The 16,630-nt window shown below is 67.9% G+C and carries 16 protein-coding genes; all 16 read right to left on the bottom strand.

The window, feature by feature from the left end; genetic code table 11:
* Positions 1-85 precede the first annotated feature (85 nt).
* Positions 86-1,273 (bottom strand): elongation factor Tu, encoded by a 1,188-nt coding sequence (gene tuf, locus QL987_RS11175; protein ID WP_111073941.1) that lies wholly within the window; start codon positions 1,271-1,273, stop codon positions 86-88.
* A gap of 147 nt (positions 1,274-1,420) precedes the next feature.
* On the bottom strand, positions 1,421-3,538 hold the full coding sequence (fusA, locus tag QL987_RS11170; RefSeq protein ID WP_111073942.1) for an elongation factor G: 2,118 nt from the start codon (positions 3,536-3,538) through the stop codon (positions 1,421-1,423).
* 87 nt (positions 3,539-3,625) lie between these two features.
* Positions 3,626-4,096 carry a 30S ribosomal protein S7 gene (gene rpsG, locus QL987_RS11165; RefSeq protein ID WP_110903576.1) on the bottom strand — a complete coding sequence of 157 codons (471 nt, stop codon included), beginning with the start codon at positions 4,094-4,096 and terminating at the stop codon, positions 3,626-3,628.
* 5 nt (positions 4,097-4,101) lie between these two features.
* Positions 4,102-4,470 carry a 30S ribosomal protein S12 gene (gene rpsL, locus QL987_RS11160; RefSeq protein ID WP_058728453.1) on the bottom strand — a complete coding sequence of 123 codons (369 nt, stop codon included), beginning with the start codon at positions 4,468-4,470 and terminating at the stop codon, positions 4,102-4,104.
* Positions 4,471-4,732: 262 nt separating this feature from the next.
* A complete protein-coding gene (locus QL987_RS11155) occupies positions 4,733-5,887 on the bottom strand; it encodes a hypothetical protein (protein ID WP_290157744.1) in 1,155 nt (384 codons plus the stop codon).
* A 75-nt stretch (positions 5,888-5,962) separates the two neighbouring features.
* Positions 5,963-6,418, bottom strand: a complete 456-nt coding sequence (locus QL987_RS11150) for a DUF6121 family protein (RefSeq protein ID WP_290157742.1) — start codon at positions 6,416-6,418, stop codon at positions 5,963-5,965.
* Between the two features lie 42 nt (positions 6,419-6,460).
* Entirely contained in the window at positions 6,461-7,084 is a 624-nt protein-coding gene (locus QL987_RS11145) for a hypothetical protein (RefSeq protein ID WP_290157741.1), read from the bottom strand.
* Positions 7,085-7,260: 176 nt separating this feature from the next.
* Positions 7,261-7,977: a hypothetical protein gene (locus tag QL987_RS11140; protein ID WP_290157740.1), complete on the bottom strand. Its 717-nt coding sequence runs from the start codon at positions 7,975-7,977 to the stop codon at positions 7,261-7,263.
* Positions 7,977-8,747: a hypothetical protein gene (locus QL987_RS11135; RefSeq protein WP_290157739.1), complete on the bottom strand. Its 771-nt coding sequence runs from the start codon at positions 8,745-8,747 to the stop codon at positions 7,977-7,979. The genes QL987_RS11140 and QL987_RS11135 overlap by 1 nt, the downstream gene beginning before the upstream one ends.
* The gene (pilM, locus tag QL987_RS11130; RefSeq protein ID WP_290157738.1) at positions 8,744-9,796 is read right to left on the bottom strand and encodes a type IV pilus assembly protein PilM; all 1,053 of its coding nucleotides are present in this window, start codon (positions 9,794-9,796) and stop codon (positions 8,744-8,746) included. The genes QL987_RS11135 and pilM overlap by 4 nt, the downstream gene beginning before the upstream one ends.
* A gap of 58 nt (positions 9,797-9,854) precedes the next feature.
* Positions 9,855-10,697 carry an A24 family peptidase gene (locus tag QL987_RS11125; RefSeq protein ID WP_290157737.1) on the bottom strand — a complete coding sequence of 281 codons (843 nt, stop codon included), beginning with the start codon at positions 10,695-10,697 and terminating at the stop codon, positions 9,855-9,857.
* On the bottom strand, positions 10,694-12,574 hold the full coding sequence (locus QL987_RS11120; protein WP_290157736.1) for a hypothetical protein: 1,881 nt from the start codon (positions 12,572-12,574) through the stop codon (positions 10,694-10,696). Before QL987_RS11120 ends, QL987_RS11125 begins: the two co-directional genes overlap by 4 nt.
* Positions 12,571-13,275 (bottom strand): hypothetical protein, encoded by a 705-nt coding sequence (locus QL987_RS11115; protein ID WP_290157735.1) that lies wholly within the window; start codon positions 13,273-13,275, stop codon positions 12,571-12,573. Before QL987_RS11115 ends, QL987_RS11120 begins: the two co-directional genes overlap by 4 nt.
* Positions 13,272-14,738: a carboxypeptidase-like regulatory domain-containing protein gene (locus QL987_RS11110; RefSeq protein ID WP_290157734.1), complete on the bottom strand. Its 1,467-nt coding sequence runs from the start codon at positions 14,736-14,738 to the stop codon at positions 13,272-13,274. Before QL987_RS11110 ends, QL987_RS11115 begins: the two co-directional genes overlap by 4 nt.
* 84 nt (positions 14,739-14,822) lie before the next feature.
* Entirely contained in the window at positions 14,823-15,254 is a 432-nt protein-coding gene (locus QL987_RS11105; protein WP_290157733.1) for a prepilin-type N-terminal cleavage/methylation domain-containing protein, read from the bottom strand.
* Between the two features lie 196 nt (positions 15,255-15,450).
* Positions 15,451-16,630, bottom strand: a 1,180-nt coding sequence (locus QL987_RS11100) for a type II secretion system F family protein (protein ID WP_290157732.1), incomplete at its 5' end; no start/stop codon positions are given.

Here is a 16,630-nt window from a genome sequence, read left to right as displayed (position 1 = left end):
TGGACCGGCCCAGGGCAGCAGCGCCGGGCAAACGGAAGCGGGGCCGGACCCGAAGGTCCGACCCCGCTCGCGCAAGTGACCGGAGTTACTTGATGATCTTCTCGACCGTGCCAGCGCCGACCGTGCGGCCACCCTCACGGATGGCGAAGCGGAGGCCCTCTTCCATGGCGATCGGCTGGATCAGCTCGACCGTCATGGCGACGGTGTCACCGGGCATGACCATCTCGGTGCCCTCGGGCAGCGTGATGACGCCGGTGACGTCCGTGGTGCGGAAGTAGAACTGCGGACGGTAGTTCGCGTAGAACGGGTTGTGACGACCGCCCTCTTCCTTGTTCAGGATGTACGCGTTCGCGCTGAACTCGGTGTGCGGCGTGACCGAACCCGGCTTCACGACGACCTGGCCGCGCTCGACGTCTTCGCGCTTGAGGCCACGGATGAGCAGACCGGTGTTGTCACCGGCGACTGCCTTGTCCAGCAGCTTGCGGAACATCTCGATGCCCGTGACCGTGGTCTTCTGGGTCGCCTTGATGCCGACGATCTCGACCTCGGAGTTGAGGTCCAGCTCGCCACGCTCGACGCGACCGGTGACGACGGTGCCACGACCGGTGATCGTGAAGACGTCCTCGATCGGCATGAGGAACGGCTGGTCGGTGGCGCGCACCGGGTCCGGGACGTTCTCGTCGACGGCGGCCATCAGGTCCTGGACGGACTTGACCCACTTCTCGTCGCCCTCGAGCGCCTTGAGCGCCGAGACCTGCACGACGGGGGCGTCCTCGTCGAACTCCTGCGAGCCGAGGAGCTCGCGGACCTCGAGCTCGACGAGCTCCAGGATCTCCTCGTCGTCCACCATGTCGGACTTGTTCAGCGCGACGACGATGTACGGGACGCCGACCTGGCGGGCGAGCAGCACGTGCTCACGCGTCTGGGGCATCGGGCCGTCGGTGGCGGCGACCACGAGGATCGCGCCGTCCATCTGGGCCGCACCGGTGATCATGTTCTTCACGTAGTCAGCGTGACCAGGAGCGTCGACGTGCGCGTAGTGGCGCTTCTCGGTCTGGTACTCGACGTGCGAGATGTTGATCGTGATGCCGCGCTGGCGCTCTTCGGGAGCGTTGTCGATCTGCGCGAAGTCGCGGGCCTCGTTGAGGTCCGGGTACTGGTCGTGCAGAACCTTGGTGATCGCCGCCGTGAGCGTGGTCTTGCCGTGGTCGACGTGACCGATGGTTCCGATGTTGACGTGCGGCTTGGTCCGCTCGAACTTGGCCTTGGCCACTGTGGGTCCTCCTCAGGACTCGGATGCGTCGCCCCCGGCAGGACCTGGTCGGTCCTGCGCTGTTGGCGCGCGGTTGTGTGTATCTACTTTAACTGGTGGCGAGGGGCCCGTCGCCGGGCACCCTCGCCTGGGGATGACGCGGGAGCGTCAGGCCCCGGTGCTCTTCTGGATGATCTCGTCTGCCACGTTGCGCGGGACCTCGTTGTAGGTCTCGAACACCATGGAGAAGACAGCACGACCAGAGGTCTTGGAGCGCAGGTCGCCAACGTAGCCGAACATCTCGGACAGCGGGACGCTTGCACGGACCACCTTGACGCCGGACGCATCCGTCATCTCGGAGATCTGCCCACGACGCGAGTTCAGGTCACCGATGACGTCGCCCATGTACTCCTCGGGCGTACGGACCTCGACGGCCATGATCGGCTCGAGCAGCACGGGACCGGCCTTGCGGGCCGCTTCCTTGTACGCGATCGAGCCGGCGATCTTGAACGCCATCTCGGACGAGTCGACGTCGTGCGCCGCGCCGTCCTTGAGGGTCGCCTTGACACCGACGGTCGGGAAGCCGGCGAGGACGCCGACCTGCATCGCGTCCTGGATGCCCGCGTCGACCGAGGGGATGTACTCGCGAGGAACGCGACCACCGGTCACGCCGTTCACGAACTCGTACACCTTCTCGGCGGTGACGGGCATCGGCTCGAGCGCGATCTGCACCTTCGCGAACTGACCGGATCCACCGGTCTGCTTCTTGTGGGTGTAGTCGTAGCGCTCGACGACCTTGGTGAGGGTCTCGCGGTAGGCCACCTGCGGCTTGCCGACGTTCGCCTCGACCTTGAACTCACGCTTCATGCGGTCGACGAGGATGTCGAGGTGGAGCTCGCCCATGCCCTTGATCGTCGTCTGACCGGTCTCGGCGTTCTGCTCGACGCGGAACGTCGGGTCCTCTTCAGCGAGCTTCTGGATGGCGACCGAGAGCTTCTCCTGGTCGGCCTTCGTGTTCGGCTCGATGGCGACCTCGATGACCGGCTCCGGGAACGTCATCGACTCGAGGACGACCTGGTTGGACGGGTCGCACAGGGTGTCACCCGTGGTCGTGTCCTTGAGGCCGATGACCGCGTAGATGTGGCCCGCGGTGACCGAGTCGACCGGGTTCTCCTTGTTGGAGTGCATCTGGAAGATCTTGCCGATGCGCTCCTTCTTGCCCTTGGTCGAGTTGATGACCTGGGCACCGGAGTCGATGTGACCGGAGTACACGCGGACGTAGGTGAGGCGACCGAAGAACGGGTGCACCGCGACCTTGAACGCGAGAGCCGAGAAGGGCTCGGACGACTCCGGCTTGCGGATGATCTCGACCTCTTCGTCCTTGACGTCGTGGCCGATCATCGGCGGGACGTCGAGGGGCGAGGGGAGGTAGTCGATGACCGCGTCGAGCATCGGCTGCACGCCACGGTTCTTGAACGCCGAGCCGCAGAGGATCGGGTAGAGCGTGCTGCTCACCGTGAGGGCGCGGATGGCGGCCTTGATCTCGGCGACCGAGAAGTCGGTGTCACCGTCGAGGTAGCGCTCCATGAGCGCGTCGTCCGCCTCGGCCACGCGCTCGATGAGCTTCTCGCGGTACTCGGCGGCACGGTCGGCCAGGTCGGCCGGGATCTCCTCGATGGTGTACTTCGCACCCATCTCGACGTCACCCTTGGCGTCGCCGCGCCACGTGAGTGCACGCATCTCGACCAGGTCGACGATGCCCTCGAAGGAGCTCTCGGCACCGATCGGCAGCTGGAGCACGAGGGGCTCCGCGCCGAGGCGGTTCACGATGGTGTCGACGGTGTAGTAGAAGTCGGCGCCCAGCTTGTCCATCTTGTTGACGAAGCAGATACGCGGGACGTTGTACTTGTCAGCCTGACGCCACACGGTCTCGGACTGGGGCTCGACGCCCTCCTTGCCGTCGAAGACGGCGACGGCACCGTCGAGGACGCGGAGCGAACGCTCCACCTCGACCGTGAAGTCCACGTGACCAGGGGTGTCGATGATGTTGATCTGGTTGTTGTCCCAGAAGCAGGTCGTCGCGGCCGACGTGATCGTGATGCCGCGTTCCTGCTCCTGCGCCATCCAGTCCATCGTGGCAGCGCCGTCGTGGACCTCACCGATCTTGTGCGTGATGCCCGTGTAGAACAGGATGCGCTCGGTCGTCGTGGTCTTGCCGGCATCGATGTGCGCCATGATGCCGATGTTGCGGACCTTGTTCAGGTCGGTGAGCACGTCCTGTGCCACAGGTTCCTCCGGGAGAGTTGTAGGAGAGGGTGGCGGCCGTCCGGGTGCCGCGGCTCTTGGCCGAGGCACCCGGACGGTGCCGGATGACTACCAGCGGTAGTGGGCGAAGGCCTTGTTCGACTCGGCCATCTTGTGGGTGTCCTCACGGCGCTTGACCGCGGCACCGAGACCGTTCGACGCGTCGAGGATCTCGTTCATGAGACGCTCGGTCATCGTCTTCTCGCGACGGCCCTTGGCGTACGAGGTGAGCCAGCGGAGCGCGAGGGTGTTCGCGCGGTGCGGCTTGACCTCGACCGGGACCTGGTAGGTCGAGCCACCGACGCGGCGGCTACGGACCTCGAGGGTCGGACGGACGTTGTCGAGCGCCTTCTTCAGCGTGACGACGGCGTCCTGGCCGTTCTTCGACGAGACACCTTCGAGCGCGTCGTAGACGATGCGCTCGGCGAGGCCCTTCTTGCCGTCGAGGAGGATCTTGTTGACGAGCTGGCTGACGACGGGGGCGCCGTAGACCGGATCGGCGACGACGGGGCGCTTCGGGGCGGGACCCTTACGAGGCATCTAACTCAACCCTTCTTCGCACCGTAGCGGCTACGAGCCTGCTTACGGTTCTTGACGGCCTGGGTGTCCAGGGCACCGCGGATGATCTTGTAACGCACACCCGGGAGGTCCTTCACACGACCGCCGCGGACGAGCACCATCGAGTGCTCCTGGAGGTTGTGGCCCTCACCGGGGATGTAAGCCGTGACCTCGGTGCCGTTCGAGAGCTTCACACGAGCGACCTTGCGCAGGGCGGAGTTCGGCTTCTTCGGGGTGGTCGTGTAGACGCGGGTGCACACGCCACGCTGCTGGGGGTTCGCCTTCAGTGCCGGCGCCTTGGTCTTGACGACCTTCGGCGTACGACCCTTGCGAACGAGCTGCTGGATGGTAGGCAACTGTTCTCCTGGTTCTTCGCTCGTGCTCTCTGGCCGACGCGGTCCGTCGGCTTCCTCATCCCACGCGGACCAACGCCTGACGGCGGAGGGAGATGGGGGATGGAGTGATCGGGAGGCCGGAGGCCTGCACGATCTGGGCGCGCCCGAAGGCGCACACCCAGAAGAGCCTAGCCGTCGTGACAGACGAGGTCAATCCGTGGTAACCCGCCGACCGGCCCGTCCGCTGTGGGCGTGACGGCGGCACGGACTTCCGGACGGGGTGTCAGGACCCCGACTCGGACTGCGCGTTGCCGACGGCCGACACGAACGTCGCCCCGTCGTCGCCGAACCCCGTGATCCAGCCGGACGCGCGCACGGTGATCGGCCCGGCGGTCGCGGTGCCGCGGCCCTCGGGACCCGTGAACTGTGCGCGGAACGTCGCGGAACCCGCCGAACGGGTCGAGACCGCCCAGCCCTTCGACGCCCATCCCCCGACGGCGACGGACGGGCGGGACTCGAGTGTCCACTTCTGGTCGGTGTAGGTGTTGTCCGGGTCCTCGCCGTAGGCGTAGAAGCTGCAGCCGTCGGGAGCCGCGGTCGGTGCGGCCACGCAGGCGTCCACCCATGCGTCCACCGCGGCCGACGCCGCCGTCGACCCGGCTTCAGTCAGGGTCGTCGCCACCACCACCGGGGTCCCGGTCGCGCCGAACCCCGGGACGGGCGCCGTCGAGTCCGTCGCGGTGAACCACTTGCCGCCGTCGAGGTGCACCCCGTACGACCCCGGGAACGCCCGGAGCGAAGCAGTGCCGGACGAGTCGGTCCGGACGTCGGCGCCCGCGACCTGCACGGTGCTCCGAGGCGGCCCCTGCACCGCGACCTGCACCGACCCGAGCACCGGTGCCCTCAGCGACCACACCGGGAAGACACCCCAGTCGGTGCCCGTGCGTTCGAGTTCGAACGTCGCCGGGATGATCCGCCCGGCCTGGGTCAGGACGGTCCGGACGGTCGCGTGGTCCGACTGCTGGTCCACCGAGGTGATCCGGTGCGCCGTGATCTTGTCGCCGGCACGGGCGTAGACCGCGTCGGTCAGCAGCACGTCGCTCTTCTCACGGTCGATGCCGGCCGTCCGGAGTGCGGCGGCGAGGTGACCGTGCTCGACGTCGTCGAGGAAGGACTGCACCGGGCGCTCGGCCGAGTGGGCGTCCGATCCGACGGACCAGCCGATGCCCCCGGCGACCACGAGCAGGACCAGTGCCGCAGCCCCGGCCACGATGCCGACGACCGCACCGCGGCGCAGCCCGCGCCGCCGCCCGGTCGTGCCCGGCGTCGGCGTCGGCTGGACAGCCGTCATGGCGGGTGGCAGGGCGCGGTCGCCGTGCAGGGACTCGTCGTCCGGCACCGACTCCCAGCCCGGCGTGCGGTCAGCTCGGTCGGTCATCGGTCCCCCATGGTGCGTCGGTCAGCGCTTCCCCGGAATCGTACCGGCCGAGGCGGGGGTGGTGCGGGCCTCCCGTCAGTCCTGTGGACGGACCGGCGGCTGCTGGGGCTCCTGTGGATGACCCGCCTGCCAGCGCACGGCGGAGATGCCGCCGACGACGGTCAGGAGGGCGACGACGACCGCGCCGACGATGAAGGGGCTGAGGGCGTAGCCCGCGGGGAACACCAGGAGCTCGGCGACGTCGGACCGGACCAGGGCGTAGCCCACCGCGCCCACGCCGAGCATGACCAGGTACGTCGTCGCGGCGGCGACCAGGCCCGTGATGCCGGGGTTGCCCTCCCGGGCGCCCGTCGCGGTCGCGAGGAACACCACGATCGCGGCGCCGACCACCATGCCCGGCCCGAGGTACGGGGTGGCGTCGGGTTGGCGGATCGCCTCGGCGTCGGCGAGCAGCGCTTCGAAGCCCGCCACGGCGATGACGAGCGCGATGAACAGGACGGACGTCATCGTCGCCACCAACCACCGGGACATGCGCTGATCGTAGCCCTCACCCGCCGACGGTCGGGGTGGTGGCTACGGGGCGTCGGCGCGTTCCGGCTCGGGTGCGTGGTGCTGAGCGGCGTGGCGCTGCGAGGCGCGCTGCGGCGTCGCGTGCTGCTGGGTGGCCTGCTGCTGGATGGCGTGCTGCTCTGTGGCCGCGCGGACGAGCGCGAGCGCGATCGTCGCGGTGATGACGGGGACGATCTCGGTCATCGGGGCGGGGGCGTCGGTGCCGGTTCCGGTACTGCCGCCGGACACGGCCGGGAGGCCCGGGGCCGGCTCCGGCGTCGCGGTGACGTCCGCCTCGTGGTCACGCAGTGCCGGGCCGATCACCGGCAGGACCGCCGTGGTCGTCGGGAGCTCGGCGTGGAGGTCGGTGGACCGGGCAGTGGGCACCCCACTCGTGCTGCTGCGTCGCCGGCGGAGACGCATCCGGACGAGGACCACGGCTGCGACGACCGCCCAGATGCCGTTCACGATCGTCGACGGGACCGCGTGGTGAGCGGCCACGTTGACGGCGACGGCGATCCCTCCGACGAGGTTGAACAGCTGGTACACCGGGCCGTTCGGGATCTTGCCGAGCGAGAAGAGCAGATAACCGGCGAGGACGGTTCCTGCTCCGAACCAACCGAGGAACTCGATGACACCGACGAACACGCGCGACTCCGGGCACGACGAGGAGCACCCGTTTCGCGGGCGTCCGAGAGGGAGATGGGCGGCCGCGAGCGCGGGCCCGAGCAGCATCGTAAACGGGGCCGGCGGCGTGGCGGAAGTGCGAGCGGCGTGGCGGGGTGACCCCGGTGCGGGGGTGGAGTCGAGGCCGCGCCGTCCGCCTACTCGCCGGCGTCGTCCGAGGTGCCCCTGAGGACGTACACGGAGCCCGACAACGACCACGCCTGACTCGTCATCGGAGGACCGCTCTCGTCCACGTCGGTGGCCGCGATGCGGTTCACGAGGAACAGACGCTCGCCGGTCTGGACGGACTTCGTGAAGGCGAGTGCTTGGTCGTAGGAGCCGGTGACGGCGACGGTGACCGGGATCACCGTGAAGTCCGTGCCCGTGATCGCCGCGTCGGTGAGGGGTGTGGGCGCGGTGGGGACAGCCGGCGTGGCCGACGGGCTGACGGTCGGGCTGGGGGTCGCACTCGGGGTCGTCGATGCCGTCGCAGAGGACGCGTCTGACGAAGCAGCGGCGGCGGCAGGCGCCTCGTACGGTGCGGCATCGCCGAGGGTGATCGTCGTGACGACGACCCCGGCAGCCGACGCGTAGCCGTCGAGGGCCTTGAGGAAGGGCGTCGTGTCCATGGTCGCGGGAACAGAAGCCCGCAGTGTCGCGAGTTCGGACTTCGTCGTGCTCAGCGAGTCGGCTGCCTCGGCCAGCCGGGCGAGCTCCAGCTGGTTCGTCCGGTTCGTGCTGTCGATCGTCTCCTGCTGGGTGCCGTTGGCGGCAGCCTGAGCGAGCTGTGGCTGGACACCGAGGAACCACCCGCCGGCGAGCACGGCGACCGTCATCACGAGTGCGATGACGAGCGAGAGCTTGTTCTTGTTCATCAGTCGTCCGCCTTCGTGTACTTGCCGTCGTACGCGTCGGCGTCCAGGTTGACCTGCACCACCGCGCTGTACTCACCGGTGTCTGCGTTCAGGGAGATCGACGCGATCGTCGAGTCGGCGTAGCCCGGGAGGGCGGACAGCCGGTCGTTCCAGTCCGGGACGGAGGGGATCGTCGCGGTCCGCACGGTGAGCGAGAGCGTCGCGACGCGCTGGCCCTGGAGCGGAACGCTCGACTGCTCGAAGGCCTGGGTCGGACTGGCGGAGTCGATCGTCATCGCCGAGATGCTGACGCCCTCGGGGAGCGCCCCGCGGATGCCGGACAGGGCCGTGTCCCAGTCGATCTCGGTCGACCCGCCGACGGCCTGGGCCGACTGGAGGACCTTGGTGTCGGCCTCCGCGCTCCGCACCTCGGAGTAACGCTGCTGCTGCGCGAGCAGGGACGACGTCGCCTCCTGCGCAGCGGAGAGGGACGAGGCGGAGTCGATCTGGCGGGCGATGGCAGCCCCGGTCGCGAGGACGACCACGGCGAGGGCCACGAGGACACCCATCCAGGCACGACGAGCTGTCGTCCGCTCCCGGCGATCGACGTGCACCTCGGTCGGCAACAGGTTGACACGGGGTTCCCGGACCGCCGACCCGGACACGGCCGGCCGCTTCTTCGGGACGTTCTGCCGCACGGGCGCGGTCGCGTCGTCGGCCGGCCGCGACCGCGCGCGCCCCGCCCGCTTGGAGAACGGCAGGGTCAACGGTCTGTTCTGCGCGCTGGTCATGCGGCTCTGCTCCCGACTGCGAGTCCGAAGGCGACACTGATCGCGTCGCCGTGGTCGGCGACGTCCTCCGGTCGGAGGGACCGTGCCGTCGCCACCCCCGTGAAGGCACTCCCGAGGTCGACCGGGAGGCGTGTCTGCTCTGCGAGGGCTTCGCGGAGACCGATGAGCCGTGCCCCGCCACCGACGAGGACGATCTGGCTGACCGGTTCAGACGGTCGGGTGTTCGCGAAGTAGTTGATCGTGTTCCGGAGGCTCGCGATGAGTTCACTGGCCGCGTCGTGGGTCGCCGCGACGGCACGCGCATCGTCGACCGTCCGACCGCCGGAGCCCAGGCCGAGGTGCCGCTTGACGGCCTCCGCCTGGTCGAACGGGATCTCGATCCGCCCTGACAGCGTCTTGGTGATGTCGTTCCCGCCACTCGGGATGATGCGCACGAACTGGGGGATGCCGTTCGTCGCGAGCACGACGCTGGTGGTGTCGGCCCCCAGCTGGACGAGCGCCACGGTTCCCGGACGTCCTTGTCGGCCGACCAGCACCCGCGTCAGGGCGAACGGGATGAGGTCCACACCGACCGGGTTCAGCCCGGCCAGTTGGACCGCGCGGACGTTCGCGAGGACGGCGTCCTTGATCGCGGCGATGAGCAGGCCGTGCACCACGGGGCCGTTCTCGCTCTGGCTCTCGGACGTCGGGTAGAAGTCGAGGATCGCGTCACCGACCGGCACGGGGAGCATGTCCTGCACCTGGAACGGCAAGCTCTCGCGGATCTGCGCGAGCGGCGCCTGCGGGACCGTGAGGTCGCGGGACAGGACCCGCTGGTTGCCCATCCCGAGCACCACGTTCTTCGACCGGAACCGCCCGATGCTCCAGAGCTGCCGGATCGCTGCTGCCACCGTGTTCGGCTCGAGGACCTCGCCGCGGCTGACGGCACCCTCCGGTGTCGGCACTTCGGCGAACCGGACCAGGGTCGGTCGCGCACGGTCCGCGTCAGCCACCTCGACGGCACGGATCGACGATCCGGCGATGTCGATGCCCACGATGCTCTTGCTCATGCTGCTGCTCTCGGTTCTGGTGTGGTTCGGTCGGGTCAGGGAGTCAGTGTCGAAGCGGTCAGGCGAGGCCCAGGAGCCCCAGGTAGCCCTGCCAGAGCGGCGCTCCGAAGACGATCCCGAGCCACGCTCCGACGAGCATCGACGGCCCGAAGGGGATCCCGCCCCGCCGCTGCACACGACCGAGCGCGAGGAGGACGATCGCGACCGTACCGCCGACGAGGAACGCGCCGAAAGCTCCCACTGCGAGGGGTCCCCATCCGAGGTACGCGAGCACGAGTCCGAGGACGACGGCCAACTTCACGTCGCCGAGCCCCATCCCGCCGGGCACGGCGAGTGCGAGGACCAGGTAGGCGCCTCCCAGGACAGCTGCGCCGACGAGCCCTCGCAGGAACGGGGAGAGGTCGCCGTCCGCGACGGAGGCACCGAGGAGTGCGACGGCGAGCACGGCGGCAGACGGGTACACGATCGCGTTCGGCAACGTGTGGGTGTCGAGGTCGATCAACGCCAGCGCGACGCTGACAGCCATCAGGAAGAGGAGCCCGACGAACACGAGCACCGACCCCGTGGTGTCCCGTGCGGGGGCGGCCGTCACCGGGGACGCGACGACTGCGACCAGCGCGAAGAGCAGGCCGGTGCCCAGTTCGACAGCCGGGTAGCGCACCGAGATCGGAGACCCGCAGTCACGGCAGCGACCGCGGAGCACCAACCACGACAGGACCGGGACGTTGTCCCACCGGCGGATGGCGTGGCCGCACTGCGGGCAGGCGCTTGCGGGAGCCACCACCGATCGACCGGCGGGCACCCGGTGGACGACCACGTTGAGGAACGAACCGATGACGACGCCGAGGATCCCGCTGAGGACGACGACGAGCGGCGTGAGGCCCGCCGTGGCTGCGGTCATCGGCACACCCCGGTCGTGGTCGTGGCACACGAGCCGTCGGTCTTGTACGCGGACTGCACCTCGACCTGGGTCGTGACACCGTACGAGGTCGACACCGGCTGGAGGAACTTCGGCGGGGCCGTGGTGAGGAGGCGCTGGTCGTACACGTAGTTCTTGACGAATCCGGTGCCGCCGGTCGTCGCGACTGCACCACGCCAGTTCTGGGCGATCGAGCCGATGACTTTGAGGACACCGAGCTGCGAACCGATGTCGTAGTTCTGGTTCCAGAACGTGCCCGCGTTGCTCGCGATCGCGGCACTGATGGTGATCTTGGCACCGTAGCCGCGGTTGAGGAGGCCGACTCCGCCGCTGGTGCAGCGCGAGTAGTCGACCGTTCCGAACGACGTCGGGTACGCGGAGCACTGCGCAGGGTTGTAGATCTCGACCGCGTTCTGTCCGACGAGGCCGAGGATGTCGTTCGTCGGGTCGCTGTACGTGATGTCCCCGGTGACCCAGATGGTCCCCGACGCGACCATCGTCATCGCGCCGGAGAACCCACCGCTCACGAAGAGGTCGCCGGCCGTGCAGGAGTACGTGTCCGACACCGAGCCGGTGCGGTAGTTGTTCGAAGAGCCGGTGTTGATCCACTCGTTCGCGGCCGGGAAGCCCTGACCGTTGCTGTAGGGCTGGTTCGACTTCGTCGACGCCTTCCCGCCCTGGACGGTGACCGCGGTTGAGCAGTACGTGTTCGAGTACTTCGACGGGATCGTGCCAGCCGGCCAGGTGTTCACGTTGTTCGCCGCCGACGGGATGTCCTGCACGTACATCAAGTTCGCGGGCAGGGTCGGGATGGTGGCACCCGCCGCGCTCTGCAGTGCGTCGATGGTCCCGCAGAGCGACGCCGCCTTCGCGATGTCGTCGCTCTTCGTGACCTCCCCGGTCGAGCTCGAGACCTTGACCTGCGTCGCCTTCGACCACGGCGACCACACCGTCATGTTCCCGTTCCCCAGGAAGGAGACACGGGTCGGACCGGTGTAGAGGCACCCCGGTCGCGGGACCGTCGCAGGGATGTCGGTACGGGTCTCCTGCGACATGTTGGAGTTCAGCGCGGGGAGCCCGAGGTAGGGCACGGTGGACGGCGCCCCACCCTTGAACACCCCGTTGCAGCCGCCGCCGGAGGACCGCACGGTGGCGTCGTGCTGTTCGACCGAGCTCGTGAACGTGGTCGAGCACGCCGCGGTGAACACGTCGTTCGTCCGGATCGGTCCGTTCAGGACGTCGCTGCCGGCGAACTGCACCGGCGAGCACTTGCCGCTGACACCGGTCTGCCACTGGTACGCCGTCGTGCACGACGACCCCGTGAGCGCAGGGTTCGACGACTCGTAGTTCGTGAAGTACAGGTAGTTGATGAACCCGTCCCCTTTGAGGTTCGCGACGAGGGAACGCACGCTCGCACCGGACTTCCCGGTGACGCGGACACGGAGGACGCCCTTCGCCGAGTAGTCCGAGTTGTCGACCTCGTAGCGGAAGGACTGGTCTGATGACCCGACCACCGGCGCCCACTGGGTCCCGGTGTTCGTGAAGGCGATGTTCGAGTCGTTGCCGGTGAACGAGGATCCGGTCGCCTTGCTGAACTGGGCGTTCGTGTTGCCGTACAGCGCGTACCCGTTGTCGTTCGACAGCTTCGCCTGGTAGTCGGCGAGGCCTGCGTACGCGGCCGCCATGGCGTTCTGGAAGTTGCGGTCGGCGGCGGACTTCACAGCGCCGGAGGTCGAGACGGCGATCATCGTCGCGACGAGGAGCATCATCACCGTGCCGAAGATCAGCACGTTGGCGAGGACGACGCCGCGCTCGTCCTCGTGCGTCCGCCGGAGTGTCCGGATCAGCCGGCGGATCACGGCGTCGTTCCCACGGACGTACCGTAGACGACGTTGAACAGGTAGAGGGTGTTCTGGAGGTGCGTGTTCGCCGGCTTGCCGGCCGTGGTCGATCCGAGTTCCAGGTTCACCTGCACCGCCCGGATGCTCCCGAGGCCGGTCGTCGGGACGATCCCGGACGCGGGAGCAGCCACGGCCTTCCCGTCGGCCCCGAGGTACGTGAAGAGCGCGTCCCCGTCACTGGTCGGGGACGCGATCGGCCCGCCGATCACCAGGCTCCTGGTCGGCGTCTGCGTGGGCGCCGGGAAGGAGTAGAAGCCGTTCGTCGCCGTGCCGTCCCACTGGTCGAACACGACCCGCTGAGCGCTGTTGAGCGAGTAACGGACGAGCACCGGCTTGTCCGTGGTGTTCCCGTCCAGGTTGATGAACGCGGTGAAGGTGAGCTTCGTCGGGGTCGCCTCGACGACGGCCGGCACGGACGACCCGTCGGCCTTCGGCAGCAGGCTGGCGGCGTGCACGTAGCGCGTGACGGAGTTCATGACGCTCGACGCGACCCGCGAGTTCTGGTCGGACGTCGAGTTCGTCGAGCCTGCTCGGAGCGTGGCCACGAAGAACCCGCCGACCGCGATGATGATGATGGAGGCGACGCTCATCGACACGAGGAGCTCACTGAGGCTGATGCCGGACTGACCGCGGTGCAGCCGTCGGAGGAACCGTGTCATCGGATCTGCCCCCGGGGGTCGAGAGTGAGGGTGTTGTCGTAGCTGATGATCACCAGGGCGGTCTTCCGGTTGACGGAACCGTTGGTGACGGGGGCGACGTTCGAGGCGTTCGAGGCGATCTCGTTCTTCGTCGTCGACCCGAAGGTGGTTCCGGACGAGATGGTCCACGTGCCGAACGGCAGTGCGATGGTGGCCACGTCGGCACCGGCGACCGGGAACTTCATCGTCATGCCCGCCGCGCACCCGGGGTCCCCGGGGCCGGGTGTCGACGACGAGACGGCGGTGAGGTAACGGCCCTTGACGCCCTTGACCGTGGCGACCCCCATCATCACCGGCGCATCCGAGGGGCTGCCCGCCGGCGCCGGTACCACCGCCGTGCCCACGCCGACGTTGCCCGTCGAGTTCGGGGTGGTCCACGACGCGGGGCTCGGACTCAGGCAGTTCTTCGTGCCGTCGAGGCTGTTCGAGTACGGACCGGCGAGGACGGTGTACCCCGACGTGAAGGGGAACACCGCCGCGGACGGGCTCGGGACCGTCGTCGAGGTGATCTGCACCGTCTTGCTGGTCGTGTCCCACGGCGACACGGGATCGAGACCGCCGACCGAGCTGGACAGCGTGGTCACCATGTTCGTCGGCACCGTGGCGTTGTACGTCGGTGCGTACTGGAAGCGCATCGTGCTCGCCCGGTCGTAGACGAACGGAACCGGTGCGCTGGCCCCGGCCGTGACCGAGATCGGCGACTGCTTCGAGGGTTGCTGCTGGTCGGTGTCGATGCCACCGGGCGTGTTCGCGGTGACCGTGTAGTCACCCTGCACGACGTTGACCGCGTAGGAGCAGCCCTGCGCGTCCGTGGGCAGCGGGCTCTTCGTCAGCGCCGACCCCGTCCCGCCCCCGACGGGCGTGACGCTGATGGTGACACCGGGGTATGGGGCACCCGACGCATCGGCCACCGAGATGATGATCGTGCCGTAGCCGGGGTCGGTGACGGCGTCACTCGGAGCGATGGCGGAGGTGACGGACGTCGAGCTCGAGCCTCCGCGGGGATTCGGCCACGACACCGTCTCGACGACGCTCTTGTACGCGAGCTTGCCGTTGGACGTGCCGCACGCGCCGCTCGCGCCGTCACTCTGGACCCAGGACACCTTCCGGTCGACCTGGTACGTCAGCCCGCCGATGGTCGAGGAGTTGTCGTCACCGCGCGCGCTGACGACGTCGAAGATGCCGGTCGTCGTCGCCGCCGCGGTCTGGCGCAGCATGTCGATGTCCTGCGAGGCCAAAGCCACGGCGGTCTCGCGTCCACGGCTGGTCTGGGTGAGCTGGAGCGTGTTCGCGATGCCGTAGGCGATGCCGACGGACATGACGGCGAAGACCATCATCGCGACCATCACCTCGATGATGCTGCTGCCGGTCTCACGCTCGGTGGCGTCGACAGGGCGCAGGACGCGTCGTAGTCGCTGGATCATGGTCACCTCCTCCGCTCGTTCAGCTGGCGTGGTCCGCGAAAGGGCGGTCCGTCATGCGACGAACCGCCCTTTCTCACCTTCCGGTTACGGGCACGTACCCGCGATGGCCGCCGCGGTGTCCGTGATCTTGAAATCTGTCGCGGTGGCACCGCGAGCCGAGATGCAGAACGAGCTACCAGTGGAGGCCGGCTTGTAGGTGAAGACGGTGTCCGTACTCTGCGTGAACCCGTACGGCTGCATGGTGGTGGACGTCTTGAACTCGGTGTCGGTCGGCAGCTTGCCGTTCTTGTCGGTCTGGAACGCGATCACAGCGGTCTTCGCGTTGGCCAGGTCAGACTTGACCGAGGCGTCCTTCGCGTTGTTCTGCACGTTGAGGTACACGGGGATCGCGATCGCGGCGAGGATGCCGATGATGATCACGACGACCAGGAGTTCGATCAGGGTGAAGCCCTTCTCGTTCTCGTTGAGGAGACCCTTGCGGCGAGCGTCAAGCTTGCCCATGAGACGGAAGTACATTGTTTTTCCTTCATCCGGGAAATGGTGGGGTGGTGCGGTTCCGGCTTGTGCTCGTCGCCGGCCATCAGCGTATTGGGCGCATTTCCCGGTCGGAATCCCGAGAACGGGGGTCATTGCCGGAGGGAAACACCCCCAGAATCGGGGACAGAAAGCATCGCCTCACCCCCGTCGAGGGGGTGCGGCGATTGAGTTCGCCTCAGTGCACCAGTGACGTGATCTGGAAGATCGGGAGGTACAGCGCGATGATCATGCCGCCGACCACGACGCCGAGGAAGGCGATGAGGAGGGGTTCGATCAGCGAGGTCAGCGCCTCCGTGGTGGACTCCACCTCCGAGTCGTAGAACACGGCGATCTTCTCGAGCATGGTCTCCAGCGATCCGGCGTCTTCACCGACCGCGACCATCTGCGCCACCATCGTCGGGAACACTTTCTCCTGCGCCAGCGGTTCGGCGATGGATTCGCCTTTCCGCACGCTCTCCGAAACTCGGTCGAGGGCTTTCTGCACGACGAAGTTGTTCGACACTTCACCGACGATCTTCAATGCCTGCAGAATAGGCACGCCGGCGCCGATCATGTTGGAGAAGTTCCGTGCGAACCGAGCGATGACGATCTTCTTCGTCAATGAACCGAAGATCGGCAGACGCAGCATGATCGGATCGCGGAAGGCGCGGAAACGTTCGGTGTTCTTGTTCGCCCGGTACCAGAACCATCCGACGGCGATGACGACGGCGAGGACCGGCGCTCCCCACCGCATGGCGTGCGACAGCTGCACGAGGATCATGGTCGGCAGCGGCAGCTGGCCGCCGAGGCTCGAGAACATGTCCTGGAAGATCGGCACGATGAAGACGAGCATGATCACGACGGATGCCAGCGACATGCACAGCACCACGACCGGGTAGGTCATCGCCGACCTGATCGTCGACCGGAGCTTGTGCTCCTTCTCGAAGTTCGTCGCGATCGAGTCCATGGCCTGGTCGAGGAACCCACCGGTCTCCCCCGCACGGATCATGTTGATCATGATCGGCGGGAAGTCGACCGGGTACTTGCCGACGGCATCGGAGAACGAGACACCCTGCTCGACCTCGTCGCGCACCTTCCCCAGGATGTCCTTGAGCTTCTTGCTCTCCGTCTGGTCCGCCAGGATCGACAGCGCACGAAGCAACGAGAGCCCCGACGACAACATCGTCGACGCCTGCCGCGACATGATCGCCAGGTCCTTGAGCCCGACGCCCTTCTCGAAGCCCGGGATCTTGATCTCGGTCTGCAGCCCCGTGCCGGCTTTCGCCTCGGTGATGGCGATCGGCGAGACACCCATGCCGCGCAGGCGCTGGACGACGGCGCCTTCGGACGCAGCGTCGACACGCCCCTTGACGAGC

The sequence above is a fragment of the Curtobacterium sp. APC 4022 genome, from assembly GCF_030407555.1.
Taxonomy (GTDB): Bacteria; Actinomycetota; Actinomycetes; order Actinomycetales; family Microbacteriaceae; genus Curtobacterium.
The sequence above is the reverse complement of the archived record's forward strand: the minus strand, read 5'-3'. Positions and strand labels throughout refer to the sequence as shown.

Excerpts from the sequence above, each read along its gene's own strand:
- rpsG (WP_110903576.1), bottom strand. The coding sequence starts at position 4,096 with ATGCCTCGTAAGGGTCCCGCCCCGAAGCGCCCCGTCGTCGCCGATCCG.
- QL987_RS11155 (WP_290157744.1), bottom strand. The coding sequence starts at position 5,887 with ATGACCGACCGAGCTGACCGCACGCCGGGCTGGGAGTCGGTGCCGGAC.
- QL987_RS11150 (WP_290157742.1), bottom strand. The coding sequence starts at position 6,418 with ATGTCCCGGTGGTTGGTGGCGACGATGACGTCCGTCCTGTTCATCGCG.
- QL987_RS11140 (WP_290157740.1), bottom strand. The coding sequence starts at position 7,977 with ATGAACAAGAACAAGCTCTCGCTCGTCATCGCACTCGTGATGACGGTC.
- QL987_RS11135 (WP_290157739.1), bottom strand. The coding sequence starts at position 8,747 with ATGACCAGCGCGCAGAACAGACCGTTGACCCTGCCGTTCTCCAAGCGG.
- pilM (WP_290157738.1), bottom strand. The coding sequence starts at position 9,796 with ATGAGCAAGAGCATCGTGGGCATCGACATCGCCGGATCGTCGATCCGT.
- QL987_RS11125 (WP_290157737.1), bottom strand. The coding sequence starts at position 10,697 with ATGACCGCAGCCACGGCGGGCCTCACGCCGCTCGTCGTCGTCCTCAGC.
- QL987_RS11115 (WP_290157735.1), bottom strand. The coding sequence starts at position 13,275 with ATGACACGGTTCCTCCGACGGCTGCACCGCGGTCAGTCCGGCATCAGC.
- QL987_RS11110 (WP_290157734.1), bottom strand. The coding sequence starts at position 14,738 with ATGATCCAGCGACTACGACGCGTCCTGCGCCCTGTCGACGCCACCGAG.
- QL987_RS11105 (WP_290157733.1), bottom strand. The coding sequence starts at position 15,254 with ATGTACTTCCGTCTCATGGGCAAGCTTGACGCTCGCCGCAAGGGTCTC.